24 protein-coding genes are annotated in these 25,223 nt (G+C 60.5%); 5 read left to right on the top strand and 19 right to left on the bottom strand.

Annotated elements, in window-relative coordinates; all coding sequences use genetic code 11:
- The first annotated feature begins 164 nt into the window (after positions 1-164).
- Positions 165-770, top strand: coding sequence for a TetR/AcrR family transcriptional regulator (locus GA0061103_RS33595; RefSeq protein ID WP_208603608.1), 606 nt, complete (start codon positions 165-167; stop codon positions 768-770).
- A 57-nt stretch (positions 771-827) separates the two neighbouring features.
- On the opposite strand, the gene GA0061103_RS33590 is transcribed toward GA0061103_RS33595, so the two are convergent.
- On the bottom strand, positions 828-1,343 hold the full coding sequence (locus GA0061103_RS33590; RefSeq protein WP_208603610.1) for an SOS response-associated peptidase family protein: 516 nt from the start codon (positions 1,341-1,343) through the stop codon (positions 828-830).
- 56 nt (positions 1,344-1,399) lie between these two features.
- Between GA0061103_RS33590 and GA0061103_RS33585 the strand changes: the two genes are divergently transcribed.
- The gene (locus GA0061103_RS33585) at positions 1,400-1,990 is read left to right on the top strand and encodes an SOS response-associated peptidase (protein WP_092720145.1); all 591 of its coding nucleotides are present in this window, start codon (positions 1,400-1,402) and stop codon (positions 1,988-1,990) included.
- A gap of 128 nt (positions 1,991-2,118) precedes the next feature.
- Entirely contained in the window at positions 2,119-2,787 is a 669-nt protein-coding gene (locus tag GA0061103_RS33580; RefSeq protein WP_092720143.1) for a hypothetical protein, read from the top strand.
- A gap of 116 nt (positions 2,788-2,903) precedes the next feature.
- On the opposite strand, the gene GA0061103_RS33575 is transcribed toward GA0061103_RS33580, so the two are convergent.
- The 10 genes from GA0061103_RS33575 to GA0061103_RS33530 all read right to left on the bottom strand — a co-directional run bounded on the left by GA0061103_RS33575 (position 2,904) and on the right by GA0061103_RS33530 (position 15,148).
- Entirely contained in the window at positions 2,904-4,613 is a 1,710-nt protein-coding gene (locus tag GA0061103_RS33575) for a P-loop NTPase fold protein (RefSeq protein WP_092720141.1), read from the bottom strand.
- A 156-nt stretch (positions 4,614-4,769) separates the two neighbouring features.
- On the bottom strand, positions 4,770-8,030 hold the full coding sequence (locus GA0061103_RS33570; protein WP_092720139.1) for an error-prone DNA polymerase: 3,261 nt from the start codon (positions 8,028-8,030) through the stop codon (positions 4,770-4,772).
- On the bottom strand, positions 8,027-9,550 hold the full coding sequence (locus GA0061103_RS33565; RefSeq protein WP_092720137.1) for a DUF6504 family protein: 1,524 nt from the start codon (positions 9,548-9,550) through the stop codon (positions 8,027-8,029). The genes GA0061103_RS33570 and GA0061103_RS33565 overlap by 4 nt, the downstream gene beginning before the upstream one ends.
- A complete protein-coding gene (locus GA0061103_RS33560; RefSeq protein WP_092720135.1) occupies positions 9,465-10,217 on the bottom strand; it encodes an ImuA family protein in 753 nt (250 codons plus the stop codon). The genes GA0061103_RS33565 and GA0061103_RS33560 overlap by 86 nt, the downstream gene beginning before the upstream one ends.
- Before the next feature lie 290 nt (positions 10,218-10,507).
- The gene (locus GA0061103_RS33555) at positions 10,508-11,152 is read right to left on the bottom strand and encodes an RES family NAD+ phosphorylase (RefSeq protein WP_092720133.1); all 645 of its coding nucleotides are present in this window, start codon (positions 11,150-11,152) and stop codon (positions 10,508-10,510) included.
- Positions 11,149-11,967: a hypothetical protein gene (locus GA0061103_RS33550; protein ID WP_092720131.1), complete on the bottom strand. Its 819-nt coding sequence runs from the start codon at positions 11,965-11,967 to the stop codon at positions 11,149-11,151. Before GA0061103_RS33550 ends, GA0061103_RS33555 begins: the two co-directional genes overlap by 4 nt.
- A 133-nt stretch (positions 11,968-12,100) precedes the next feature.
- Positions 12,101-12,940: a glutathione-dependent disulfide-bond oxidoreductase gene (yghU, locus tag GA0061103_RS33545; protein WP_092720129.1), complete on the bottom strand. Its 840-nt coding sequence runs from the start codon at positions 12,938-12,940 to the stop codon at positions 12,101-12,103.
- 101 nt (positions 12,941-13,041) lie between these two features.
- The gene (locus tag GA0061103_RS33540; protein WP_092720128.1) at positions 13,042-14,100 is read right to left on the bottom strand and encodes a CE1758 family FMN-dependent luciferase-like monooxygenase; all 1,059 of its coding nucleotides are present in this window, start codon (positions 14,098-14,100) and stop codon (positions 13,042-13,044) included.
- 54 nt (positions 14,101-14,154) lie between these two features.
- A complete protein-coding gene (locus tag GA0061103_RS33535) occupies positions 14,155-14,709 on the bottom strand; it encodes an NADPH-dependent FMN reductase (RefSeq protein ID WP_092720126.1) in 555 nt (184 codons plus the stop codon).
- 34 nt (positions 14,710-14,743) lie between these two features.
- Entirely contained in the window at positions 14,744-15,148 is a 405-nt protein-coding gene (locus GA0061103_RS33530; protein ID WP_092720124.1) for a DoxX family protein, read from the bottom strand.
- Positions 15,149-15,249: 101 nt separating this feature from the next.
- Between GA0061103_RS33530 and GA0061103_RS33525 the strand changes: the two genes are divergently transcribed.
- Positions 15,250-16,161 (top strand): LysR substrate-binding domain-containing protein, encoded by a 912-nt coding sequence (locus GA0061103_RS33525; protein WP_092720121.1) that lies wholly within the window; start codon positions 15,250-15,252, stop codon positions 16,159-16,161.
- Positions 16,162-16,481: 320 nt separating this feature from the next.
- Here the strand turns inward: GA0061103_RS33525 and GA0061103_RS33520 are convergent, their stop codons facing one another.
- From GA0061103_RS33520 to GA0061103_RS33505, 4 genes are all read right to left on the bottom strand, one after another.
- Positions 16,482-16,772 carry a putative quinol monooxygenase gene (locus tag GA0061103_RS33520; RefSeq protein WP_092720119.1) on the bottom strand — a complete coding sequence of 97 codons (291 nt, stop codon included), beginning with the start codon at positions 16,770-16,772 and terminating at the stop codon, positions 16,482-16,484.
- Between the two features lie 69 nt (positions 16,773-16,841).
- Complete coding sequence (locus GA0061103_RS33515) at positions 16,842-17,570, bottom strand: helix-turn-helix transcriptional regulator (protein ID WP_092720117.1); 729 nt, start codon at positions 17,568-17,570, stop codon at positions 16,842-16,844.
- A gap of 248 nt (positions 17,571-17,818) precedes the next feature.
- The gene (locus tag GA0061103_RS33510) at positions 17,819-18,358 is read right to left on the bottom strand and encodes a TetR/AcrR family transcriptional regulator (RefSeq protein ID WP_092720115.1); all 540 of its coding nucleotides are present in this window, start codon (positions 18,356-18,358) and stop codon (positions 17,819-17,821) included.
- Positions 18,359-18,491: 133 nt separating this feature from the next.
- A complete protein-coding gene (locus tag GA0061103_RS33505; protein WP_245304955.1) occupies positions 18,492-19,043 on the bottom strand; it encodes a TetR/AcrR family transcriptional regulator in 552 nt (183 codons plus the stop codon).
- Between the two features lie 216 nt (positions 19,044-19,259).
- Here GA0061103_RS33505 and GA0061103_RS33500 point away from each other — a divergent pair, with 216 nt between their 5' ends.
- Positions 19,260-19,922, top strand: a complete 663-nt coding sequence (locus GA0061103_RS33500; RefSeq protein WP_092720113.1) for an antibiotic biosynthesis monooxygenase family protein — start codon at positions 19,260-19,262, stop codon at positions 19,920-19,922.
- A 55-nt stretch (positions 19,923-19,977) separates the two neighbouring features.
- Here GA0061103_RS33500 and GA0061103_RS33495 read toward each other — a convergent pair whose 3' ends face one another.
- Genes GA0061103_RS33495 through virB10 form a run of 4 tightly spaced genes read right to left on the bottom strand, consistent with a single transcriptional unit; the run spans position 19,978 to position 25,221 of the window.
- Positions 19,978-20,739: a DUF7002 family protein gene (locus tag GA0061103_RS33495; protein ID WP_141694510.1), complete on the bottom strand. Its 762-nt coding sequence runs from the start codon at positions 20,737-20,739 to the stop codon at positions 19,978-19,980.
- A complete protein-coding gene (locus tag GA0061103_RS33490; RefSeq protein ID WP_092720108.1) occupies positions 20,717-22,873 on the bottom strand; it encodes a type IV secretory system conjugative DNA transfer family protein in 2,157 nt (718 codons plus the stop codon). Before GA0061103_RS33490 ends, GA0061103_RS33495 begins: the two co-directional genes overlap by 23 nt.
- A complete protein-coding gene (virB11, locus tag GA0061103_RS33485) occupies positions 22,851-23,909 on the bottom strand; it encodes a P-type DNA transfer ATPase VirB11 (protein WP_092720105.1) in 1,059 nt (352 codons plus the stop codon). The genes GA0061103_RS33490 and virB11 overlap by 23 nt, the downstream gene beginning before the upstream one ends.
- Entirely contained in the window at positions 23,872-25,221 is a 1,350-nt protein-coding gene (virB10, locus tag GA0061103_RS33480) for a type IV secretion system protein VirB10 (protein ID WP_092720103.1), read from the bottom strand. Before virB10 ends, virB11 begins: the two co-directional genes overlap by 38 nt.
- Positions 25,222-25,223: the final 2 nt, after the last annotated feature.

Raw genomic sequence — 25,223 nt, 5'->3', positions numbered from 1 at the left:
GATCTGCTGTCCAAAGCAAAAACCCACCGTGTCGAAAGGTCCGGAGAGCGATTGACACCGGGCTGGGTCGTAGATACACATGATCTATCGATAGATAGGTCTCGCTTTCAGAAGCAGATGCTGAGGGAAATCTGACCAACACTTCATCGGATACAGACGCGAATTTGAAAACAGACGTCGCTACGCACTCTGCCTTGAAGTCGACCCACAAGCGCGGCCGTCCTCGCGAGTTTGATCCTGATGACGCTTTCCTGCAGGTCAGGATTTGCTTTTCGCGGCGGGGATACGCTGCGACTTCTATCGATGATTTGTCCGACGCAACCGGGCTTGCGCGGCCCAGCCTTTATCGCGCATTCGGCGACAAGCGAGCCATGTTTTTACGAGCTCTTGATAGAGAATATGAGGAACTCACAGATCGGCTTGAGCGGGCGAAACTGGTCGGACCGGTGCCTTTGCGACTCTCAGCGTTTTACCAAGCGGCGCGCTCGAGTTATGTCACGACGGGTACGACTCGTGCTGTCGGCGTGGCGTTCGGGGCAGCGCTCGCCGACGCTACAGATGATGTCGACGTAACTCATCGACTTCAGCAGTTTCATTCCGCAATAGAAGCTGCGGCATTCGACATTCTTGGGCCCAATGTCAGCTCTGTGATGGGACAAATGCTCTCGGCGTTGGCAATTGGCGCTTGCGTAAAGGCTCGGGTAGGCGCCGACAGTTTCGAAGAAGCCGATATAGCAATGCTCGCGCGCATCTTGACGACGACGCCGTAGTGCGCTTCGTGCGACTGCGTCGCTTTGCTTATCTGTCGGAAGGCACAGACAGCTTACTCAGAACGTTAGCTCGGCAGGGCTGTAAGCACCCGTGGTGCGAAGCCGGGAAACACTAAAGCATCCGGCAGGAAGTGGCCGAAGAAGCTCCTCCTCCGGGCACGTGGAATCCAGCCATGCCATTCGTTGATCTCGCCGCAGAACGGCCATCTGACGATCATGATGTGGCGAGATGTCGTCATTGGCCGCTGTTGTCAGAACCGCATAAGCCTCAGGCCAATTGCCGGTCGCGGGTCGCCATATGCCAGCGAAATAAAACCAATCGCCGTTAGCGAGCGAAAAGCTGTATTGCTTACCCTTGCTGCGATGCCGAAATTCGGAGGCCGGTACGAGACAGCGATGTGATGGGAAGGATCGGCCTTCGGCACGCACGACGGTGAAAGGTCGGCCACCTGCTTCGCGGGGCTGAAGTCCCCACGGCAGCTTTACCATCTCAACATCGTCGCCGTCTCGCCGTATGATTATACGGAGTTCGTCGAGCGATGCGTCGGAATCGAATGCAGTTGCGCTCATAATCTGCGAACATAACAAGAACGAGGTCGCAAGGCAATCGCGATCGAGACGGAGGGCCGATGTGCAATGACTATCGACTGAAGGTGGACGTCGCTTCGATCGTGGAGGACTTCGCCGACCTCAAGATCAAGATCCGTTTTGGCGAGGGCGCTCCGAACCTAGAAGCGCGCGACGACATCAAGATTACCGATGTTGCGCCGATCATTCGCACGGTCGATGGCGCGCGCGGTGAAGGTGATCTGGTGCAGCGCCGATGGAGCTGGCCCGGCCAGAACAAGCGACCAGTCTATAACTTTCGCTCGGAGGGGCGCGAATTCACCTCGAACCGCTGCCTGATCGTGGCGGACGGCTTCTACGAATTCACCGATCCCACCGAGAAGGGAAAGAAGCGGAAGGACAAGTGGCTTTTCACGAAGCGAGATGAGCCGATTTTCTGCATCGCCGGAATCTGGCGCGAGACGAAGGAAGTCGGCGAGGCTTTCACCATGCTGACCATGGAGCCTGGGCCCGATATCGCTCCGTATCATGACCGGCAGATCGTCATCCTTGAACGCGACGCTTGGGCCGACTGGCTCGATCCGTCTGTCCCTGCGCAGTCGCTGATTAGGCCGCTTGCGGCAGGAACGCTGCAAGTAGGACAGGTCGGCTGATGCAGTGTTGGGACGGACCGGGCGTCCTCCGCGCGAGCGTCCGTTGTCGGATGTCCCCCGATCGCGTAGTTTTCGCGTCAAGATGATGCCAAAGGGCTTGCTTGTGACACCAAGGAAAAGGTCTGGATTTGGAGAACTCAACGCCGACGATTTGGGAAGACGATGATTACGTTTACATTCCCGAGGAACTCTTCAAGCACCTGCCCGACGAATATCGCGACGCCCTTGAGGCGCGCAAGCAGCAAGGTAGCGACATCTTGCAGATCGCAGACAAGGACATCAAAAGCCTCGTCCGACTAGCCAACGCGATCCCGACGACTTCGAGCCTAAGCTATATCTATCACCGCCTGCGGACTTCCAAATTCGATGTGACCGCAGAGGCTGTCATGGAGCAGGAAATGCTGACGACCGCTTTTGTCGTGACGTACTCACGTCTATTCGTCAGCGGAAATGGTGGGAGCGGCGTGTCGAGGGACCAGATACCTGCACATCTTCGTGCGGTTCACGATGACATCCTCGAAATCCGCCACCAGCGCTATGCTCACAATGCGGGACATGAAACGATCGGCAGCGGCATCCAGATTGACTTTGATGATACGGAAGTCCGGGTGAATTTGGGAATGAGTCTGGGCTTTTATGTGGGAGGCCGAAACGAGTGGGAAGAGCTCGTGACTTTCCTCGATGCGCACATGCACGAACGCCTTCAAAAGATCCTCGACCGGCTGAAGGCGAAGACCGGCTTGGAATGGACGTTCCCCGAGGGGCCGGCACCTGATTGGGTGGGTAAGTACGGTTAGTTGAGCAGTCCAATTGAGCCGTCCCGAAAGGCGGCGTGCTAGACTTTGACCTTTGCCTTGCATCAAGACCAGCGGCCGAGACGGGTTTTTGTGATGTCATTGACGCGCAACTAAGATCAGTCCTCTTTACCGTGCGCCATGTCGGCGCCTTGGGCGGGAGGTACGTTCACGCCAAATCGTTTTACTCGACGGGCGTTGATCGCCGACTCCTGGCCAATCTTCATCAGACCTGCGCGTACACGTTGCGGAATCTCCTTCATTTGGTCGGTTGCGTTGCTTATTCGATCGAATTGAAACGCATTCGAGAGCAGACGCCGCAGTTCCTGGCCGGAATGAGCTTTGAAGATTTTTGCATATTCTTCCGGCGACGTCGTTGCAAGGATCGCTATCGCCTCCTCAGTCCACCCGCCCTTGATCGAGGAAAGCACAGCTTTTACGTCATGGGCTTCTGGGGCTTCTGCCAACCGCGCCTCAAACGCGGCGCGGACATCTGGGTCCGTTACGTTATCGGCAAACGGATATTCGTCGAGGTCAAAGAAGCCGCGCGGCTCCTGCCGCTCTTTCATATAATGGTCGACCATTTCTTTCGCTTGGACAGGGCGTCCGAGTTCCTTGAACAGCGCCACCGTCCCGTTGAGGTTCACCGGGCTGATGTATTGAACGTTCTTTATGAACGATGCGTAGATGCCGTCGAGTACTTCATTGCCATTGTCGGCGAAGGAATCGTGATAGGCGCTCCATGCCGACTCGAACGCTCCATCGGCTTTCGACGCGACGACTTTGTCATGCACAACCTTGCCGGCTTTTTTCACCGCTTCTGGATCAAAGAACCCTCGTTTAACCCCATTCATGAGGATCTGATCGAGGTCATCGGTCCAAGCGTAACCGTAGGCCTCGAGGAGTGAATTCCAGGCGGCCTCGTTCGGTGGAACGTCGTTCTGCGCACCCCCGACGAGATCCGGAGCCCTCCTGCGAAGAAATGCTAAAGACGGAGCTTCGCCGGGCTGGTCGCGCGCCCACCCGAAGAGCACAACGGAACTAGTGCCAGTATTGAAGACAGCCGGATCAAACTCCGCCACTATCGGCTCAAGCGCCGCAACGAGTTTTCTTATCCGTTTGATAACGCGAATATTCGTGATGCCGAGGGATATGCACCGCTCCTTGACAAGCTCGTCAGTCTCCGTGCTCCCTTTGATCCCGACGCTTGCGGAGTCGGAGGGGGATGGTTCGAAGACCAGGGAAACGTCGGCGACTTTCTCCAGGTTTCGCTCGAACTCTTGCCGCGCTTGTTCGGTGAGCTGTTCGTCGTTGAGCAAGAGAACGATCTTACAGTTTCTTTGCTCGCGCAGATATGAAATTAGACCCAGGACATCGCTCACGTCGAGCTTTTGCCCCCGCCGCTCCAGGTCGTCTATACAAATGATCTGATCGCGAATCGTCATGAATGACACGAGACCGCCGATCTCGTTGCCGACAAAGTTCTTCACGACGGGGATAGACTGAGCGATCCTTGCCAGCTTCCGCCATGAACCTATTTTCGAGACGTAGGCATCAAGCGTGTCCAGGTCTGCTTTCTTCAGACCGTCGCTGAATGTGATTACATTCTCAAAGATGGAAAGCTTGAGCTCGTCGAGAGAGTTTACTCCAAAGAGCGAAACGTACGAGTATCGAGACAGTTTCACCCTCTTATGGGCATGTGCTGCTTCCAGCGCCGTCGACCAGGTGTATGTTTTCCCCACACCCCATTTGCCGCGCACACATAGAACCTCTGGATCGGTGCGACCGAGAAACTCGGCAATGGCCTGCCTCACAAGTACAATGGACAATACAGCCTCCAGCTAATCCCGCGATATCGATTGAAGATGATGATGCTATGCTTGTTTCAGGCTGGTCAAACTTGAATGATCAAGGCGCCGCTTCCGAACGGGCGTCCGCGGTTATTGCAAGCGTATAGCGGCATGGTCACGCCTTCCTGAAGTTCGCTACCGAAAGTTCCGGCTCTTCACCTTGATGGTGTCGATGTGCAGGTCCGGGATATAGATGTCGCGGGTGCGGAGGCCCTTCGGCGGCAGCTCGCGCGGATCTGGGCCGGCGCCGCCGTTGCGGACCTGGTCGCCGCGGCCGTGCGGCAGCGGAAACGCCACATCACGGTTGCCCACGTTGGCGAGATCGGCCGAGAGATCGGTGATGCGCTGCGCCACCAGGTGGACGACGTCGCCCTCGCGCTGGATTCGGCCGCGCACCGCCATCATGCTGGCCGACAGGACGGCGCGACGGTTGGCTTCAAACACCTTGGCCCAGACCACGAGGTTGGCGATGCCGGTCTCGTCTTCCAAGGTGATGAACATCACACCTTTGGCGCTGCCCGGGCGCTGGCGGACCAGGACGATGCCTGCCGCTTCGAGCCAACGCCCGTCACGGGTGGCCATGGCTTCGGCACAGGAGACGATCTGCCGACGGTGGAGATCCTCGCGCAAAAAGCTCAAGGGATGGGCCCGGAGTGTCAGGCCGACATGCCCGTAATCCTCGACCACTTCGCTGCCAGCGGTCATCGGCCGTAGCTCCACAGTCGGCTCGTTGATCTCCGGTACGATCTTGGCTTCGCGCGCGGATGCGGCGGCAAAGAGTGGGAGCGGCTCGTCCCTCAAAGCTTTGATCGCCCATAGGGCCTCGCGGCGGGCTAGCCGGAGCGCCGGGCGGAAGGCATCGGCCTCGGCGAGCTGGACCAGAGCGGCCGATGGCACGCTGGCGCGCCGCCAGAGATCGTCAATCGACGCGAAGGGTTGGTCGGCCCGTGCGGCAACGATCGCAGCACCATGCGCATTTGCCAAACCTTTGACCATGCGCAGACCCAGGCGAACGGCGAAGCGGCTGTCGTCAGCAGTCTGCTCCAAGGTGCAGTCCCACCTGGAGGCGTTGGCGCAAACCGGCCGGACATCGACGCCATGCTCGATCGCGTCCCTGACGATCTGAGCCGGCGCGTAGAAGCCCATGGGCTGGGCGTTAAGCAGCGCCGCGCAGAATATGTCGGGGTGCCAGCATTTCAGCCAAGCGCTGGCATAGGCAATCAGCGCAAAGGATGCCGCGTGCGATTCCGGAAATCCGTAGGAGCCGAAGCCCTCAAGTTGTTTGAAGGTCGCCTCGGCGAAATCGCGCTGATACCCGTTGTCGACCATCCCCTGGATCAGCTTCTCCTTGAAACCGGAGACGCCGCCCGTGAACTTGAAGGTCGCCATCGACTTGCGCAGCATGTCGGCTTCGCCGGGGGTGAAGCCGGCGCACTCGATGGCGACGCGCATCGCCTGTTCCTGAAACAGCGGCACACCGAGAGTCTTGCCGAGCACCTTCTCCAGCTCGGGCTTCGGGAAGACGACCGGCTCCAGCCCTTCGCGCCGGCGCAGATAGGGATGGACCATGTCGCCCTGGATCGGCCCGGGCCTGACGATCGCGACCTGTACGACCAAGTCATAGAAGGTCCGGGGTTTCAGCCTTGGCAGCATCGACATCTGTGCGCGGGATTCGATTTGGAAGGTGCCGAGCGTATCAGCGCGCCGGATCATCGCGTACGTGCGCGGATCCTCGGCTGGGATCGTCGAAAGGTCGAGGTTGACGCCCTTGTGGTCGGCGAGCATGTCGAGGCCGCGCTTCATGCAGCTCAGCATTCCCAACGCCAAAACATCGACCTTCATGAAGCGCAAGGCGTCTATGTCGTCCTTGTCCCATTCGATCACTTGGCGGTCGACCATCGCGGCGGGTTCAATCGGCACCAGCTCGTCAAGCCGGTCATGGGTCAGGACGAACCCGCCCGGATGCTGCGACAGGTGACGGGGCGCGCCCATGAGCTGGCGCGCGAGATCGAGCGCGAGGCGCAGGCGCCGATCGCCAAGGTTGAGGTTCAACGCTTCGACGTGCTTTTCCTCCACGCCTTCTGACCAGCCCCAGACCTGGCCCGACAGTGTCTTGATCAGATCCTCGGTGAGGCCGAGCGCCTTGCCGACATCGCGCATCGCGCCCTTGGTGCGATAGCGGATGACCGTCGAGCACAGCGCGGCTCGGTCCCGGCCGTAGGTGTCGAACACCCACTGCATGACAATCTCGCGCCGCTCATGTTCGAAATCCACGTCGATATCAGGCGGTTCGCGCCGCTCTTCGCTCACGAACCGCTCGAACAAGAGGTCGTTGCGGCCGGGATCGATCGATGTGATCCCGAGAACGTAGCAGACGGCGGAATTGGCCGCCGATCCACGCCCCTGACAGAGGATATCCCTGGATCGGGCAAACCGCACGATGCTGTTCACGGTCAGGAAGTATGGCGCGTACTGCAGCTTCTCGATGAGGCGCAGCTCATGCTGCAGGGATGCCCGCACGCTGTCGGGCACGCCTTCGGGATAACGGCCTTCGGCGCCTTCCCAGGCGAGCTTCTCGAGCGTTTCCTGGGGTGTTAGCGTCGGATCGTCTCGCTCCTCCGGATATTGATAGGCCAGCTCCTTTAGGTCGAACCGGCAGCGCGCGGTGATTTCGATTGTGCGGGCAACCGCTTCGGGATTGCGCGGAAAAAGCCGGTACATTTCCTTGGGCGGCTTCAGGTAGCGGTCGCCGTATTCACGCCGGTCGCCGAGCTCGTCGATCGTGATGCCATGGCGGATGCAGGTCACCACGTCCTGCAGCATGCGCCGATCGGGCGCGTGGTAGAGCACATCATTGGTGACGACGGACGGCACGCGCATCTGGGCGGCCAGGTTCGACAGCTCGTGGATGCGAAGCTGGTCATTCGGCCGCCGGCGCAGCGTCAGAGCAAGATAGGCACGGTCGCCGAAGGCATCACGCAGCCGGCGCAGGCGGAGCCCGCAGGTTTCGTCGGCCTCTTCGGGAACAAGAATGCCGATCAGACCCTCGCTGTAGGCAACCAGATCGGCCCATTCCAAGATGCACTTCGCCTTGCCGCCGCGCTTCTTGCCGAGCGAGAGCAACCGGCAAAGCCGGCCATAGGCGGCTCGGTCGGTTGGATAGACCAAGATAGACATGCCGTCGACGAGATCGAGACGGCAGCCGACGATGAGGCGCACGCCCGTCGTCTTCGCGGCCTCGAAGGCCCGCACGATGCCGGCAAGCGAATTGCGGTCGACAACGGCGACCGCTTCGATGCCCTGGATCGCGGCCTGAGCAAACACCTCCTCGCAGGACGAGGCGCCCCGTAGGAACGAGAAGTGGGATGTGACCTGTAGCTCGGCGTAGCGGCTCATCCGAACACCCCATGCAGAAACCAGCGCTGCGATCCCGTATTGGGGTCTTCACCGTCACCGGAGCGGAAGATCCAGTAGCGCTCGCCGGCGTCGTCCTCGACGCGGAAATAGTCGCGGACAGCGCTCAGCTCTGCATCGCGCAACCACCATTCACCGCGGATGCGTTCAGGTCCATCGGCTTGCCGGACGCGACGCCGGATGCCTCGCCAGGTGAAAGCTGCAGGCGGGTGATCAGGGAGAAGCGCCATCGTCTCGATCGGCTCCGGGGAAGCCAACAGTCGCGATGGACGTGGCCAGTGGCCGGGCCAACTCGCGCCGGTCTCGGGCGCCATGGGCGGAATTCGCCGCACCGAACGCTCGGGCACCTCGGTTGCGACCGGAGCCGCCCGGTAGAGACAGCGCTCGCCGACCCGGTTGATCAGCGTGTCGACTAGATCGGAGACATCCGGCGCGCCATCATCAATCATGGCTGTGAGGGTTTGCTTCTCCCCGAGCGGCTCGGCCAGTGTCGCGGTCAGGCTGAGGATCTCGATGCCGAAGCCCGGCTCGATCGTCTCGATCTTGTCCGTCAGGAGCCGCGTGAGGCGTTTCACGTCGCGTACCGGCATGGCCGTGCCGACGCGGACCGCCTGAAGGCGACTGTCGACCCGGTGACAGATGAGGTCGAGGCGCTTCGCCCCGAGGCCCTTGGCCTCTAACTCGGCGCAGAGTTGGACAACCAGCTTGCCGATATATCGGGCGATGGTCTCCGCCGCCCCGATGGGCTCCGCGAAATTCCGCTTCACCTCGATCAGTTCAACGGGGCGGATCGGATCGATGGGCTCGCTGAGCAGGCCTGCCGCCTGGTCCAGTCGACGTCCGAGCTGCGGCCCGAACCGGAGGGTGAGCGGAGCGCGCGGCTGCGCGAGGAGATCGGCGACACGCTCGAAGCCGAGGACATGAAGAGCGGCGATCGTATCGGCCGGGAGACGAAGCGCGGGCAGAGGCAGGTCGGCCAGGATGGCGCTACCGTGACCGGACGGCGCGATCGCGATCGGCTTCGGGCCAAACCGCGCCAAGGCGTGCGCAGTTCCCCAGGTATCGGCGATGGCAGCGCGGGCACGAACACCAGAAGCAGAAAGGCGGTCGATCAGGCCGGCGAGCATGGCTTGTTCTCCGCCGTGCAGATGATCGGCGCCGGTGGTGTCGATTATCAGCCCGTCAGGAGCATCGGCCGCGACGATCGGCGCGTAGCGCTGGAGCATCCACAGCGCGAGACGATCGAGCGCCTGGGCGTCGGCCGCCGCGTCGTGGTCGTGGACCACGAGGTCTTGCACGAGCACCCGAGCCTTGGTTGCGGGCATCCCAACGCGCACGCCGGCGGCCTCGGCTGCCGCGTCGATCGCCAGCACCACCTGCCTTCTCCCGTCACGACCAATCAGGGCGAGCGGCGCCTCAGGCGGAGGCGCCGCGTCGCCGGCCTTCCGCCGGAGCCGGTCCGTGGACCAGCTCGGCAGGAAGAGCGAGACGACCCGAGTCATCACATGCCTCCACTTCGAAATCTGCACTTTCGCCCGCCCGGGCGCGGATGAGTTCTAGGAGCCAGCGGTGTCGACCGACGCCAGGCACCGGTAGGGTCGCCGAGGGAATGACGGACACGCGCCATCGGGTCGCGGCGGCCGTCGGCTGGCCGAAATCAGACGCCTCGGTTTGTCGGCGCCAGCGCCGTAGAGCCATGCCGATCGTGCCGCTGCCCTCCGCACAGAGCTGGAGGCGCCGTGACGCGGTCATGTCGAGCCTGCCGACTTCGCCGACGACGGCGCCAAGGCCGCCATGGCGTAGACCTTCCTCGATACAAGCCAGTACCGTCTTGTCATTGCCCGCCTCAACGTAGATCACCCGGTCGGGCGAAAGGCCGGCCTGTGCCAATGCCGGAGCGAAGAGATCCGGCCGGGTAATGACCCAGAGAACCTTGCCCCTGGTTCGCGCCGCGATCCCGGCCGCGAAGAGAGCAGCGGCCGCGCCATCAACGGCGCCGTTGCCGCCGCCGGCAATTTCGTGGAGTGCGCCAAGCGTCAGGCCCCCGCCCGGAAGCCGCGAGTCGACCTCGGCGATCCCGAACGGGAGCACCGATTTCACGCGCCGGCCCCTGCCTTCGATCTTCTCGATCTGCGCGCGCAACGACTCTATGGCGGGCTCGGGCCGCAAATTCCTCGTTGACCTCCGGGGACGGGTTCGACATCATGTTCTCTATTTGTTCTAGTTTTTAATCTGAAGAGTCAAGGGTTCGGATCGATGTATCCGCACATAGCCCCGCTACCGGAGAACAGGAACGAGCAACGGCGCTGATCGAAGGCGATCCATCTGATCTGGGCCGCGATGGCTCTTAGTATGGTTGCCTGGAGACTGGGAGCGATATCGCTCGACGCTTTGATCGCACGATTTTTCGGCGATGCTCGTCCCCGCGACGCCGCCGTCACCGAGCCCGATCGGTAGCGTCAGGATATGATGGTAATTCCGGCGCGTTGACCGAAAGCGCGGATCTCGAGCAACAGGCCAGCGTCGGCTCCCACGGCGATGCAGTCGAGCGTGTCAAGGTCCGTCTCGCGGATCCGATCTTCGAACAGGATCACGCATCGGTCGGGATCGCATTGCCGCGACGTCCAAATCAGCCCGTCGATATCCGGCCTGGCGCGATGAATCGCTTGGGCCCAAAGAACGGTCTGACCGTAGGTGGATTTCGGCGTATCGATGAGCTCGCCGCGCCTGAGCCCCCATGCTTTCAGGTCCGGGGTGAACAAGCCGGCGAGCAGCAGATCTCGCTTCGGCGCGATGCGGCTCACACTGCGCGTCTCCACGACGTCGAGCCGAACGGTCTTAAATGCCGCAGCCGGTTCTATGTCATGGAAAATGGATTCAAAGGCGGCAGCCTCGCGCGACGTCGCCGCATAGAGCGTTGGCACGCATGCGCCCGCCGCATCGTTGAAAGGCGCGAACCGCGTCGGCTGTCCCATGCACGGGTTGAACTGCGCCGAGCGAAAGCCGGCGCCATGCGTCCGATGGAGGACCGTACCTTTCGTGATCGTCTGCGTGTTGATGTCCGGAAAAGGCGAGGGCGGCGGGCTTACGGCTGAGGCGCTCACCCGACAACCTCTTCACTCTCTCGTTTAGCCGCTGCGACGAGCGCCTCGGGATCATCCAGCATGTCGGCGGGTGCCTTGTCGCCGAGCCAACCGTTCGTGGAGACGAACCAGAAGGCGCGGTGCCATGCCGACAGCCGGGCGGGGAGGGCCGTAAGCACCTTCTTGATCGTCGGATGCGGCCGACCCTCACGGAACTGGAAGGCCGGGAAATGCTCCTTGCCACGATGTTGGACGGAGAAGATGTCACCGGTCTTTTTCCAGCGTGCCGCCGTTGCGTAGGGGTTCCTGGTCTTCAGTCCCGCCTGTGCGCCAATCTCGGCACTGGTAAGCTGCGGCACTTCGGCGACGAAACGGTCGCGAAGTTCGAGATTATCGGAAGCCAGCGCACCGCGCGCGTCAGCGAGCTCATCCGGCAGGAGCACCTCTGCGAGCTTGCTAATCGCCGTCTCGAGGCGGCTTTCGTCAAGCGTAGCGCTGACGCGAACCACCATTTCAAGGAAGGAGCGCACAGCGCTTCGATGGCCTTCGTCGAGGTCGGGCTTGAGCTGAAGGACGACAGAACGCCCCAGGACGATGTCAGCGGCCGCTGTTGCGAGATCCGCAAATCTTGTCTCGGTCGCGGATAGCGGGATTGTGCCGGCCGGCGCTGTGTCTTGAAGCGCGCGAAGGATCGCCGTGACGAGAAGTTCGCGGTCTTTGGACGCGGATCGGCTAGAGCGCTCCTGTGCTCGGGTTCCCCCAGTCGCACGACGCTCTGCGACCGGAGCCAAGGGCCGGTCGACCATGAGGAAAGATGAAAAGAGTGCGTCGGACATCGGCTCACGTGAGATTGAGTATGGAAACACTCATATCACGTATGTCACGTCCGCCGCAATACAAGAGGGGCGCGCGTGCGATTGTCCGCTCAGGCTTGGTCCGTGCTCGCGACGGGCAGGGGTCCCGCCAGCGCTAACGGTCGAAATCGCTAGCGTCGTGACGCTCCTGCAATGAACCTGGCCAGTCGTTCTGCTTGCGGTTCACCAGTCGCCCGCGCTGGACGGCCGGACGTTCCGCGATCGCAGCCGCCCATCGCTCCACGTTAGGATATTCATGCGTGCTCAGGAATTCGCGCACATCGTTCGCCCAGCCGAGAACCAAGGCCCCGTACCATGGAAAAATCGCGACATCGGCGATCGTGTAGTCATTACCGGCGATGAATGGTCGGTCGGCGAGGCGCCGGTTTAAGACATCGAGCTGTCGCTTTACCTCCATGGTATAGCGGTCGATTGCGTATTCGATCTTGACGGGCGCATACCGGTAGAAGTGGGCAAATCCTCCTCCAAGATACGGAGCGCTTCCCATCTGCCAGAACAGCCAGTTCAAGACCTCGGATCGACCGTATGTGTCGTCTGGCAGGAAACGCCGGAATTTTTCCGCAAGATACAGAAGAATCGCGCCTGACTCGAATAAATAGACGGGCTTTTCAACACTACGGTCGACAAGGGCAGGGATCTTCGAGTTCGGATTGATCTCGACAAAGCCCGAACCAAACTGGTCGCCCTTCATGATGTCGATCAACCAGGCGTCATACTCGGCCCCGGTCTCTCCGGCTGCAAGAAGCTCTTCGAGAAGGATGGTGACCTTAATGCCGTTCCAAGTGCCTTGGGAGTAAAGCTGCAAAGGATGCCGCCCGATGGGCAGGTCGCTGTCATGTGTCGCGCCTGCGACGGGACGATTGATTGAAGCAAACACGCCCCCGTTGACTTTGTTTGTCCAAACCTTTGGGGGCGTGTAGTTGTCAGCACTCATTATTCGCTCCGTTCGATCGGATCTTGTAGGACAAATTTTAGCACGCGGGACGGCCCAACGCTTCGGCGTTGATCGAACTGTCGCCGCCGCGATCCGGAGCCCTACTGATTTACCGTCGAGGCTCGTTCCAGCTCGCGGGCGTCGGCAACACTTTTGCCGGCCGCACGCAACGTTGGCAGTACATCGGCCGCGAAAAGGTCAATTTGCTCAAGAACAACGTTGAGCGGAGTTCCACCGCCGTCGATGTGGAACAGCTGGCGGTCGTAAGGTCCAAAGTATTCCCGAAAGCTAAGCGTCTTGTCGATAATTTCCTGCGGGCTCCCAACCGTTAGGGCCGTTCCGGAAATCACTTGTTCGAGCGATCCAGCGCCGCGATAGACGCGCATATTCGCAAAATACCGGCGAAACTCCTGCTTCGCGTCCTGAGAATTCTTGCGAACGAACATCTGGCCGCCTGCGCCCACGCGCGGCACTCGACCCGAAGCGGCATGATAATACGCGAACCGCTCTCGATAGGCCCGGACGAGGTCTGCAAAGTGGCTCACAGGCCCAAACAGGTTATTAGCAAAAAATCCATCGCCATAACGCGCGGCGAGATCGGCGACCCGCAGATTGCGAACGGATCCATGCCAGACGTAAGGCGGCGTACCGTCCAACGGGCGAGGCGTTGCCGTGAAGCCCTCCAGCGGCGTTCGGAAATGCCCCTGCCAGTCAACGACATCCTCTCGCCAAAGTCGATGCAGCAGCGCGTAGTTCTCTTCACCAAGGGCATCGCTAGTCCGGATGTCTTGGCCAAACCAGGGATAAACTGCCGGCGTGTTGCCGCGCCCTAGCATAACGTCGACGCGACCATCGGCGAGATGCTGCAGCATCGCAAAGTCTTCGGCGATTTTGACCGGATCGTTCGTCGTGATCAGCGTCGTCGATGTTGAAAGAACAATCCGCTCTGTCTGCGCAGCGATGTACCCAAGCAGCGTCGTCGGCGAGCTAGGGACGTAGGGCGGATTGTGGTGTTCGCCCATCGCGAAAACGTCGAGTCCGGCTTGATCTGCGTGTGCCGCGATCCGAGCGAGACCCTTGATCCGCTCGTACTCGCTGATCGGCTCCATCGTGAGTGGGTTCGGTGGGTTTTCCCCAACGCTAAAAATACCAATTTGCATTGCGTTCCCAAGATTGACGCGCCGATGCGGAAGGGCAGCCGGAGTGGTGCATCGTCAAGCGGCAAAGCGCTTCGCGAAACTGGCGAAACGGTCGACGAAGGCTTGTAAGAAAGCTTTGGTTGTTTCGACGGTCACATCGCGCTCCTCGTCAATAAGCTCTGGTGTGAAGCCGCCGAGATAGGCTTCTCCGCCGAGGAGGTGTGCGCCGAGCGCGCCCAAGATCGTGCGTAGGTGCTGTTGAACGACAGCCGTCCCGATCGCGCCGCGAGCGGCGCCGATGATGGCGACCGGCTTGTCGCGCCATACGCTCTCAGCACCGGGACGCGAGCCCCAATCGATGCAGTTCTTCAGGACGGCGGGGAGGGAACGATTATGCTCTGGCGATACGATCAACACGGCATTGGCAGCACGGACCTCTGCGCTGAAGCGTTTCGCGCTCTCCGGCCAGTCATTCTCGAGATCAAGACTGTAGAGCGGAAGATCGGCGATCGAGATCAGCTTGAACTCGACCGCGTTGACGCCAAGGCGCATCACCGCTTCGGCGAGTCTCAGGTTGATAGATTCCCCGCGCGTGCTGCCGACGATAACGGCGACGGTTGGTTTTGCCATGTCAATGCTCCAGAGTTGGGGGCTGTTTGCACGTTCACGAAGGTGCGTGCCGACGAGCGTCGATGCTCAACGGACCGGGACCGGTCACAGCAAGAAGCAAGAACGCAAAACAGAACATGATTGCGAGGTCGCCGCCGTTTTGGATCGGCGTCAGACCTTTCGACTGATGGAACAGAAAATACGCGAATGCCATCTCGCCCGAGCAGACGACCGCGGCCCAACGACTGAACAAGCCGACGATTAACAGGATCCCGCCGGCACATTCTATCATTCCCGCGAACCAGAGCTGCGAGAACGGCGCGAAGGCGATCGGAAAAAGTGCCGGCCAACCGAGAAATTTGACGAGGCCGTGCTGGAGAAACAGCAGGCCAGCGACAATTCGAAAAACACTCAAAAAATACGGTGTGAGTTGCTCGGCACGCGCCGTCAGTGCGGACATTCGGTCTCCTTTCCTGTGATGAGAAAAGGACTACCCGGTCGACTGTCGTCATAGAAGCTCTTACAACTCGAACATATCGTCCTAGAAACTTGGAAGATCGCATGCTTGATCTGCGTGACGTGCATTTTTTCGTTCAGGTCGTAGACCAAGGCGGCTTTACAGCTGCGAGTCGCAACCTGCGCGTCTCGAAATCGACGCTTAGCCATCGGATCCAATTGCTTGAGGCGTTCCTGAACGTTCGCCTGGTGAACCGCTCCTCGCGTCATTTCGCAATGACCGACGTTGGGCGCGAGTTTTACCAGCGTGCCCTCGTTATGCTGGAAAGTGCAGAAGCTGCCGAAGATGTTGCTCGTCGACGCCTCTTGGAGCCGAGTGGCACGATCCGGATCACGACACCGGTGACGATCGCGCAGTTTGCGTTGAAGGATGTGCTGCCATCGTTCCTAAGAGCGCATCCAAAAGTGAAGGTCGTCCAACTTTCCACCGACTTGCTGCTCGATATCGTCAGTGAGGGGTTTGACCTCGCGCTTCGCGGCCATTCTGCCCCGCTACCGAGCTCGACACTTATCCAGCGAAGGATCGCTGAGGTCCCGTGGTTGCTCTTTGCCAGTGAAGCCTATCTCGCGGCGAGCGGCACACCAATGAGGCCGGATGAGCTCAGTCGGCATGCCATGCTCTCGATGCAGAACGATACACAATCTGCGCTTCGCCTTCGCCACGAAAGTGGGGCGAGCGCGGTCATCCCTGTAGACGCGAGGTTTGTCAGCAACGATATGGTGGTATTGAAACAATCGGCCTGTGCAGGTCTCGGAATCGTCGCGCTTCCTGGTTATGTCTGCCGAGCGGAAATGGCGAGCGGGGAGCTGAAACAGATACTCCCAGGGTGGACGGCGGCCGACTCGTTCATCACCGCCCTAATGCCCTACCGCCAGAGATTACTTCCTGCGGTTCGCGCTTTTATTGATCATGTTGCGCAAGAATTTCCGAAGGCTATCGCGCTCAGCCCGCCGTAATTTGGGAAATCGCATGTCCCCCGACATCATTGGCGTGCTGCCGTCGATCCTCTTCGACAAATCTCGATCCGCTGCCAGATCGCGCTCGCTCATCGCTGTCAATTCCATCCGAAAACTCCCAGGCATCCTTCAGATCCGGGGAGTGTGAGATTCCAACTTTGCAGAAACGGGACATTCTACTTTGCGGCTACACGCCGTGTTCGCATAATAACAATTATGGAACTAAACTATTGATTTTAAACGTTAAAATTTATTTCCACGGGCGATGTGCCGCCGTTTTTCGGCGTGGAGGACACGCGTGTGATGCCGCTCGACATCGGTCAGGCCAAGATCCTGTATGGCACACGTTCTCTGCTCTCGAGCAGTGGCACCGCGCGTTGGAGGACAAGCTCCTTAAAATGCGAGGTTGCCTGATGATCGGTGAAATCCTTCTCTTCACCATAATGTTCGTAGAGCAGAAACTCTTGGGGCCGTTCGACAGATTGGTGCGCGACAAAGCTCCGGCATCCAGGCTCGGTGAGGCACTGCGGCACAAACTCCTGCAGAATGCGCTCGATATCGCCTTGATGCTCTTTTTTTGCGACCCACCGCGCCACGACAATGTAACTCATTGATCCGATCCTTTTCGCTTTGACATCGCCACCGCATTCAAGTTGGTTTTTCGAGGATTTCGCAAACTTTCACCCGATCAGCTTTCGACGCATCGCTTTGACAACCGCGTGAGTGCGGTTCGCGGCATCCAGCTTGTCGCGCGCCGATCGAAGGTGCTTCAAAACGGTCGAGCGTGTGATCCCGAGTATCACCGCGATATCCAGGTCGGTTTTGCCTTCAGCGGCCCAAAGCAGGCAATCCGCCTCGCGCGGTGTAAGATGGACGTCACCATCGAGCGTGGCGCGCGGAACATGAAGAAGCCGCCCGACCGCGTAGCCCGCTGCAAATGTGAGCGCATCCCGTGCCTCCTTGCTGCACTCGGGGTCTTGGCCGCCAAACGAGATCGCGGTCACCTTCCCGTCAAGCGTCGGAACAGGTACGACGTGGCCGTGCACGAGGCCAAACTCAGCCGCCTCACCTCGGATCAGCCGTACGGCACTCAAATCGGAGGAACGGGCGTAGGCGTCATCCCAGCTGAACGGCGTACGCGCCGATTGAAGCTGCTGGACGATCGGGTCGCGGAAAACATAACCCCTGCCGTTGTAGCGCCGCTTCCATTCGTTCGGCAGCCGCTGGACCAAGATACTTGATGAGATCTCGGCTGGCGCCGTCTGCGGCCCAGGAACGACGCCGCCGAAAACCGTCGTGAACCCGAACAAGTGTGCGAGCTCGAGAAGGCATTCCTCGACGCCGGCCGCGTCTTGCGCCTGTTCCATTCGTTCGATGAAATCCCACGTCTTGGCGAGGTGCTCTGTCATCCTCTGCGTCGTCCCTCCCCCTGCGACAAGCCTCGAGAAGAGTTTGGAACTGGCCGTCGATGACGCCGCAGTTTCTCGTTGACGGAGCGAGGGGCGGACCCTCGGCTCGTAACGACAAGCTATTCCAGAAGGACTCGGTCGTAGGAGGGATGTGTTAAACTACCTATCGATAGATCGATTACGACCCGTAGATGCCGCTGTCAACCCGCAACTAAGCGTTGATCGGAGAAGGGCACAGGTTCCTGCGCTTATGATGTCTGCTTCGTTGCCGACGAGATTAATGCGGACGTGGCCTGGTCGAACGCACCGATGTCCCCGTAGGCGCGGGCGAGGATCATCGCGCCTTCGAGTGTGGCGATGATGTGGTGAGCTTGCGCGGTCGCGTCAGGGCCGCTGACGCGGCGTGCAAGATCCTCGATACAGCGACGGAAGAATGATTGCACCTCAGACGTCACTTCCGGGGCCAGAGCGCCCGCCTCTGCACCGAGGATGCCGCAGAGACACATACGTCCGTCGCGCTCGATCGTCATTCTGACCGCCGTTCGATAGGTGCCGATCGCATCCTCCGGCCTCTCGCCAGGCTTGGCTTCGACAGCCTTGAGGAATCGCTTTGCATAGCGGTTGGCCACGGCCGCCGCCATCTTCGCCTTCGTCGGAAAATGATGATGGACGCTCGCGCTCTTGATGCCGGCCTCAGCTGCGAGATCGCGAAAACTGAAGCCACCATACCCGCGATCTCGGATATGGGCCTCAGCGAGATCCATCAAACGTTCGGCTGTTGGGCTCACGAAACTCTCCTGTCTATCGATAGATAGACCACTTTCGCGCGATTAGCCAGAGAAATATCCCGCAGCCCTCTCATCGACGCGAATCATTCGCGTCAGGGTTCCTGGAGGTCTAGCGTTCGAAAGCTCGGCGAGCTTACTTGGCGCGCCGCGCTGCGGTGCTCGCCGGAGCGGGCTTCATGGTTTTGACGAACTCTCGCGTGGCGCTGTCGTAGATGCTCAAGTCGTTCATCGCGTTGGCGACCACCTGTGCGCCTGTGATCGTAGAAAGCAGCTGTGACGCCTCATCCGATGGCAGCCCGCGCTCCACAAGCTTGTCGTGACACATCTTGAAGAAGCGCTTCACTTCTGCGGCGACCTCGGGAGGCAGATCCTGCGACGACCCTCCAAGCACGGCACATGGGCACATCCGGTCCGGGGAGTGAATGGTGACACGAAATGCCTTCACAAAGACCTTGACGGGATTGGCTTCCTTAGCAAATTCGCGCTCGAACATCTCCGCATTCTCTGCGGTATAGCGCTTGATGACCGCTGCAGCGAGGTCTCCCTTGGTCGGGAAGTGGTAGTGCACGCTGGAGCTCTTCACGCCGACGTCGGCGGCGATCTCGCGAAAACTGAAACCATTGAAGCCGCCTCTTCGCATCCGCCGTTCGGCGGCGTCCATGATGGCGGCAGCGAGATCACTCATGGGGGTCTGCTCCGTTGACTATCTCTCGATAGGTAGGGCTTTGATCGGCGAAAAACAATAACTTTAATCTATCTATCGATAGAGCGTTATGCTAAACGAATCGATCGGCATTCGAATACCGAGCGCTTCCGTCTGACAGAGGAATGGCCGAGTGCCATCCATCAGCACCGCGAGGTCTGTTTTCAGCCGAAGCTCAAAGCAAATGGGTGGAGCAAAATGTTTTCTGTCATCTTCGAGGTCCATCCTAAGCCGAGTGAATTCGAGCTCTACCTTGCGCTTGCCAAAGAGCTGAAGCCGATCCTCGAAGGGATCGAGGGGTTCATCGACAACGAGCGGTTCGAGAGCAAGTCGCGGCCGGGCTGGATCCTCTCGCATTCGACCTGGCGCGACGAGAAGTCCGTCGTGCGCTGGCGCACGATCGCAAAGCATCATGAAACGCAGCAGCGCGGCCGTGATGAAGTTTTCCAGGACTATCATCTGCGTGTGGGCGAGATCGTCTCCGATTCGACACCTCCGCAGGGATTGCAGCTCGTCGAGCAGCGATTGGATGAGACGGAGATCGGCGATGCTAAATTCGCTGCGCTTACCGAGATCTCGCCCAATGGTGGTCCTGTCCCCCAGAACCTCACGGACGTCCTGGCGCTAGATCGATACCGCCCTGCCCTGCTCGACCAGGATATCTTCGCCAGCATCTACAATGAAGGCAAACTGGCGCTCCTCACCTCCTGGCGTGACCGTGGGTCGGCAGAGGCGTTCGACGTTAGCCCTCTCGAGAGCGTTGGCTTGGTCAGGCATCGCGTCGTGCGCATCGTGCGCGACTACGGCATGTTCGATCGACGGGAAAGCCCGCAATATTATGCCGAAGTCAGCCGCGCCTGACGCACAGGTGCTCCGCAGCCGACTGTCCTCGATCGACGTGAGCCTTCAACCGCCTTTACATCTCGCGCATCTCAATAAGGTAAGGCGGCTGGACGGGGATCGTGCCCCGGAACAAGAGTTCGGCCGGCGGGCGATAACGTGTTCCGGAAGGCCATCCGTTCGCAAGCCATGTGTCGTATGGCATCAACGTACTCAATCCACGCCGTGCCGGTTTTCGGCGGGCATTGCCGCTATTGATCGGCGACACAAAAGCGTCGGTGCCAAACCTTTCGAGCAGCGCAGGCGCGTCGAACGTCAACAGAACCTGTGGGCGGTCGCCGCATGCGAGGCGCTGGCGCTCCATCCGACCCTCATCGAGCCAGAAGAAAACGAAGTCGTTGAGAAGTGCATACCAGTCACCCGGCGTCAGACCGTCTTCGAGCGCTTGTTCGAGCGCGGAAGGGGGCATCGGCTTCTGATCTCGGATCAGCACTGAGCTCGAAAGATGCTCGCTCTCCGGACGGTGTGAGCGAAGGCGGCCGGCATGATCTGCCTCCGGAATGCGCGCTAACCCAAGCAGGCGCTTCGTGCTCATCAGGCCGTGCTCAAGAATGGACGGGAGGTTCGACGCCTCCGCCAGATGAAAAACCTTTTCTATACGCGAACGCATCGAAACCGAAACTTTCCCTTCCACCAGACAGCCGGTCGCAAAAGCTCCCGCTGCCACGCGCAATTCATCTGGCTGTAGCCAGTTCTCTACCGATCGATCGATATACGGTAGCGCGTGCGAAGTGAAGACTGCAAAGCGAACACGCTCACTCCGGTTCTGAATGTTCACCGAAGGAGCGATTGAGCGATTGCAGCGTGTCTGCGGCAGCCCGCACCTTGGGGCCGGCGTCCGCTCGAAGGACCGTCATCATCGATGCAAAATCCTCATCCTGACCGTCGGCGGCGGCCGCTAGAATTTCACGAACGTCGCAATTCTCGCCGGAAGGCGCGGTCGGCGCCGCACCGAGCGATAGCGTCTTTGTACGCGGACGTGTTGTCGTCGGACGGGCAGGAAGCTCGAGAGGGGCCGGTGTCGAAACTCGCTGCTCGGGCGGCGTCGGCGCCTCTTGCTTTCGCCGGACGGACGGCTTGCGCGGTCGCCGCGGCGCCGGACTGTCCTTGTCGGGTTCGGGCTTGGCCGAAACGGCTTCCTCGGCCTCGGCCAGCTCGGGTTCGGCCCTTGGCGCGATCGCGCCCGATAAAGCCTCGTCCTGCCATTCCTTCAGCCTTGGCAAAGCAGGCGGTGATCCCTTCGCGGCCTCGTACAGCGCCCGGTAGGGCTTATCGAGGTAATGACGGATCTTGGTCAATTCGAACGATGGCGAGTTTTTCACCATCAGGATCGACAGCCGCGCCGACATCTCGCGCAACTCGAGCGGACTGCGCAGTGGCCGGGGCGTGTAGTGCGGTGTCCAGACGCGCGGCGCGAAGATCCCCTGCCCCGGCCGCATAACCGGTGTCTTATAAACTTGGGTGGTCTCGCCAAGCATCTCAGAGACGAATTCGGAAGTGTCGAGGTCGTTGATCTGGATGAAGAGCTTGATCTGCGATCCCGAGACTGTCGTGATGCGCGTGCTCCGGCCGTAAAGCTCGTCGAGCTGTGCGATGTCCTGCATCACGATCGCCATGCGGAACCCGTATCCCGCCGAAATAGTGATCTTCGAGATCAGCGAATCCATCCGGCCGACATGGTAGAACTCGTCGAGCATGAGCAGCACCTGGTGCGGTTCGTCGGCGCCAGGGATCCTTTCCATCAGCAGATCGTGGATCTGCTGGAAGAGGATGCGGATCAGCGGCCGGAAGATCGAGAGCTCGGCGATCGTACAACCGATGAAGATGGTCATGGGAGTGCGGCGAAGCTCACGAATGTCGAAATCAGATGTCTCCGTCGCCGCTGAAATGAGCCCGTTGTTCCACAGGCTCATGGCCATGTTGACATTGAACACTGCACTGTTTCTCGTCTCGGGCTCGAGTGCGATGTATTGATTGAAGCTATCCACGACCCAAGTCGGCAAATGCTGACGTTCCGTCTTCACGATCGCCCTTAGAACCGTCGAGATATCCTTGCCGGTCGTCGTCATGCGCGCGACCGTGCGCATGTGCTCGGCGCCCTTCGTCAGCGGCGATGCCAGCACGTAACCGATCAGGGATGAGAGCAGCAGCCGACCCGCGCCGGCCCAGGTGTCGTCGGCCTTTTCCGGAATAACGAAGGATGCGACCACCAGACAGTCGGTCGCCATGCGCTCGTCGCGGCGGACGAAGTCGAGCGGGTTGTAGCGATGTGTGTCGGGCGAACCGGGCGAGAACATGAAGACTTTGTTGCCCATGGCCCGCCGATGGTTGGCCAACGCATCAAAGTTCTCCCGCTTTGGATCGAAGAAGACCGCCGACCCCTGCCAAAGATATCCGTTGGGAAGAACGAAGCCGGTGCCTTTCCCCGAACGTGAAGGGCCGACGACGAGGATGTGCGCCGGTTCATCCGAGCGGATCGTTGCTCCGTTCAACGTGCCGAGAATGATTCCCTGCTTCTTCGTCAAACCCTGTTTGGAGGCTTCCAGCAGGGTCCCGAACCGGGCGGCGCCGTAAGGCATCTGCCGCCGATTCACGATTTGGAAGATCGCGCCCGCGATCCCAAGCGACAGCACGCCCCCCGCGGCATAGCCGGCACGGACAAGCGCCTCGATCCGCGTCGGCGCATAGAGAACCCGTTCGTAGAAGTGATGCCACGCGACCAGGAGAAAGCCTGCCGAACGATCGGCATTCTGTACGCGAAGCAAAGCCCAACGGCTGGCGCCTTCGCTCGGGAACCGGGCCGGTGCCCAGCGCAAACCGACGACGACCTCGTACGCGAGGCTCCACAGAAGCCAGAATGCGACGACGCCAATCAGCGCGATCGCCAGCCTAAACGCGACGACCCGGGTCATCGTCGCCCCTCCTCCCGTTCCGCTCTGCCCGCCATTCGGCCATCCGCGAAAAGTGGATCGCCGAGGTTCCTCGCCAGCCGCCGATCTTGGTTTGCTGGATGACGATCGGCAGGACGGACTTGATGTAGGCGACGATCTCCTCGCGTTTCAGGCCAAGGCCGGCCTGCATCACCATCAACGCGAGCTGCTCGAAGGCGCCGGTCGGGCTATCGGCATGGATCGTGGTGATGCTCCCAGGATGGCCGGTGTTGATCGCCCGTAGGAAGGAATATGCTTCCGATCCCCGGATCTCGCCGAGGAAGATCCGGTCGGGCCGGAGTCGCAGCGAAGCCTGCAGCAGCATCTCGACCGTCACGCGCGCCTCACCCTGGTCGCCCTTCGAGGCGACGAGCGGCAGATAGTTCTTCTGGATCGGCTTGACCTCACGCGTGTCCTCGATCGTGATAATGCGTTCATCTTCGGGCACCTCTTTCAGGATCGCGTTGAGAAACGTCGTCTTGCCCGAGCTCGTGCCGCCGGAGAGCAGGATCGAGTAGCGATTGACGACGGCAAGGCGGATGAAGTCCTCGATCCTGCCGGCGTCGAGGTGCTCACACAGCTGGCGATCGATATCGGACAGCGCGCCCTCGCCCGAGGTCTCGACCTGTTTGAATGATCCGAGCTTGCGATAATCGTCGAGGCGCATCTCCTTGATCACCTGCTTGCGGATCGCAAAGCCGCCGCCGCCGGTCGTCGCCGGAGGAATGACGCCCTGAAATCGCTCTCCCGTCGGGAGCGCTGCCGAGAGGAGCGGATGCTCCTCGTTGACGCTTTGGCCCGAATGGCCCGCCACGCGCTCGGCGAGGTGGCGGATCGCCTGTTCGGTCAGCTGCTCGACGACGTGACGCTCCATCGCTGCCTGGCCGAACCGCTCGACCCACACTTCACCAGGCCCGTTCGCGCAGATCTCGACCACCTGATCGTCCACGAGCCACGGGCGCACCGGCTCCAGTGCGCGATCAATGAAGACCGTTAGGCTTCTGGCCGGCGCGTTCACGTTTGATCTCCTGGAGGGCTTCCTTCACCGGATCCGGATAGAAGGCTGAAAAGTCGAGGTCACGGCGAACGAAGACGATAATCCGCGTTCCCTGATCGAGATAAAGTGTCGGCGGAATATTGATCGAGTTGCGAAGTGCTTCCTGCGCGATGTTCGTCAATGTTTGCGAGACGTTCTGGGCCGCGATCTGGCGCGCCTGAAGGTTCAGCTGGTTCTGATTGACGCCAGTCTGCGTCTGCGTGATTGCGCCCGTCACCGGATCGGTCGTCGTGATGATGGTTCCGGTGCCATTATTCTCGTTATTCTGACCGTAGGCGCTCAGGAATTGCGCCGCACCGCCGACGACCGAGAGCATGATCGCCGCTCCGAACCGTTCGACATAATGATTGTCGACGACACCGGCATTGCCCGCGCGGCCGAGATCGTCGGCGCCGTTCGAGCCGAGCTGCACGGAGACGCCGTCCGATCGCAGGAGGCGTGTCCAGACGACGAACACACGCGTCTGCCCTTGAGAGATTCCAGACTTGTATTCGCCGACAAGGCGCGTTCCGGCCGGAATAAGGACGCGACGTCCATCGAACGACCATACGTTTTCGGTGACGACAGCGCGGACCATGCCGGGGAGATCACTCTGCACGGCCGTTTCGAGAACACCACGGATCATCGTTCCCTGGGCGACGAGCGCGTCGATGCGAGGATTCTTGGTGGCACGCGCGATATCGACGCCCGCGGCCGATACTGAGGCGAGGAAGCGCCGGTTCGGATCATCGTCCGGCTGCGCGGAATTCGATGATGCGTTGGCATCCGGGTTTTCCGATCCAGAGCTCGCCGCAGCATTATCGGAAATCACCTGCGGTGCACGTAACCGCTCCCATTTGCGCCGCTCCTCTTCTTCCTGCCGTTGGCGCTCAAGCTCCGCGAGCCGCCGCGCCTCGTCATCATTGGGCGGGGCGACCGCCAACGGTGGTTCGGGAGGCGCCGGCGGCTGGATCGTCACTGGCGGTGGCACGGGTGGAGCAGGTGGGGCCTCGGGCGCTTTTGGAATGACGATCGTTCCCTGGTCGGTCTGCGGCCGCGGCGTGGACAGCGACGGCGCCGGGAACTGGGTGGTCGTAAATTCCTCCTTGTCCGGCGTCGTCATACTCGTCGGCCGGGGCTTGGTCGAATTATAGATCATCCATCCGGCGACCAGAGCCGCGCCGAGCGGGATGCCGAATTTCAGGAACCGGCCGACGGTGGTGTTCCCGCGCGCCACGGAGGTGGCGGCCGAGGCCTCGAGTTCGAATGAGCGATAGTCATCAGGCGTTGGCATCG

Source organism: Martinezella multihospitum (assembly GCF_900094585.1).
Lineage (GTDB): Bacteria > Pseudomonadota > Alphaproteobacteria > Rhizobiales > Rhizobiaceae > Rhizobium > Rhizobium multihospitium.
This window is presented reverse-complemented; position numbering and strand designations above follow the sequence as displayed.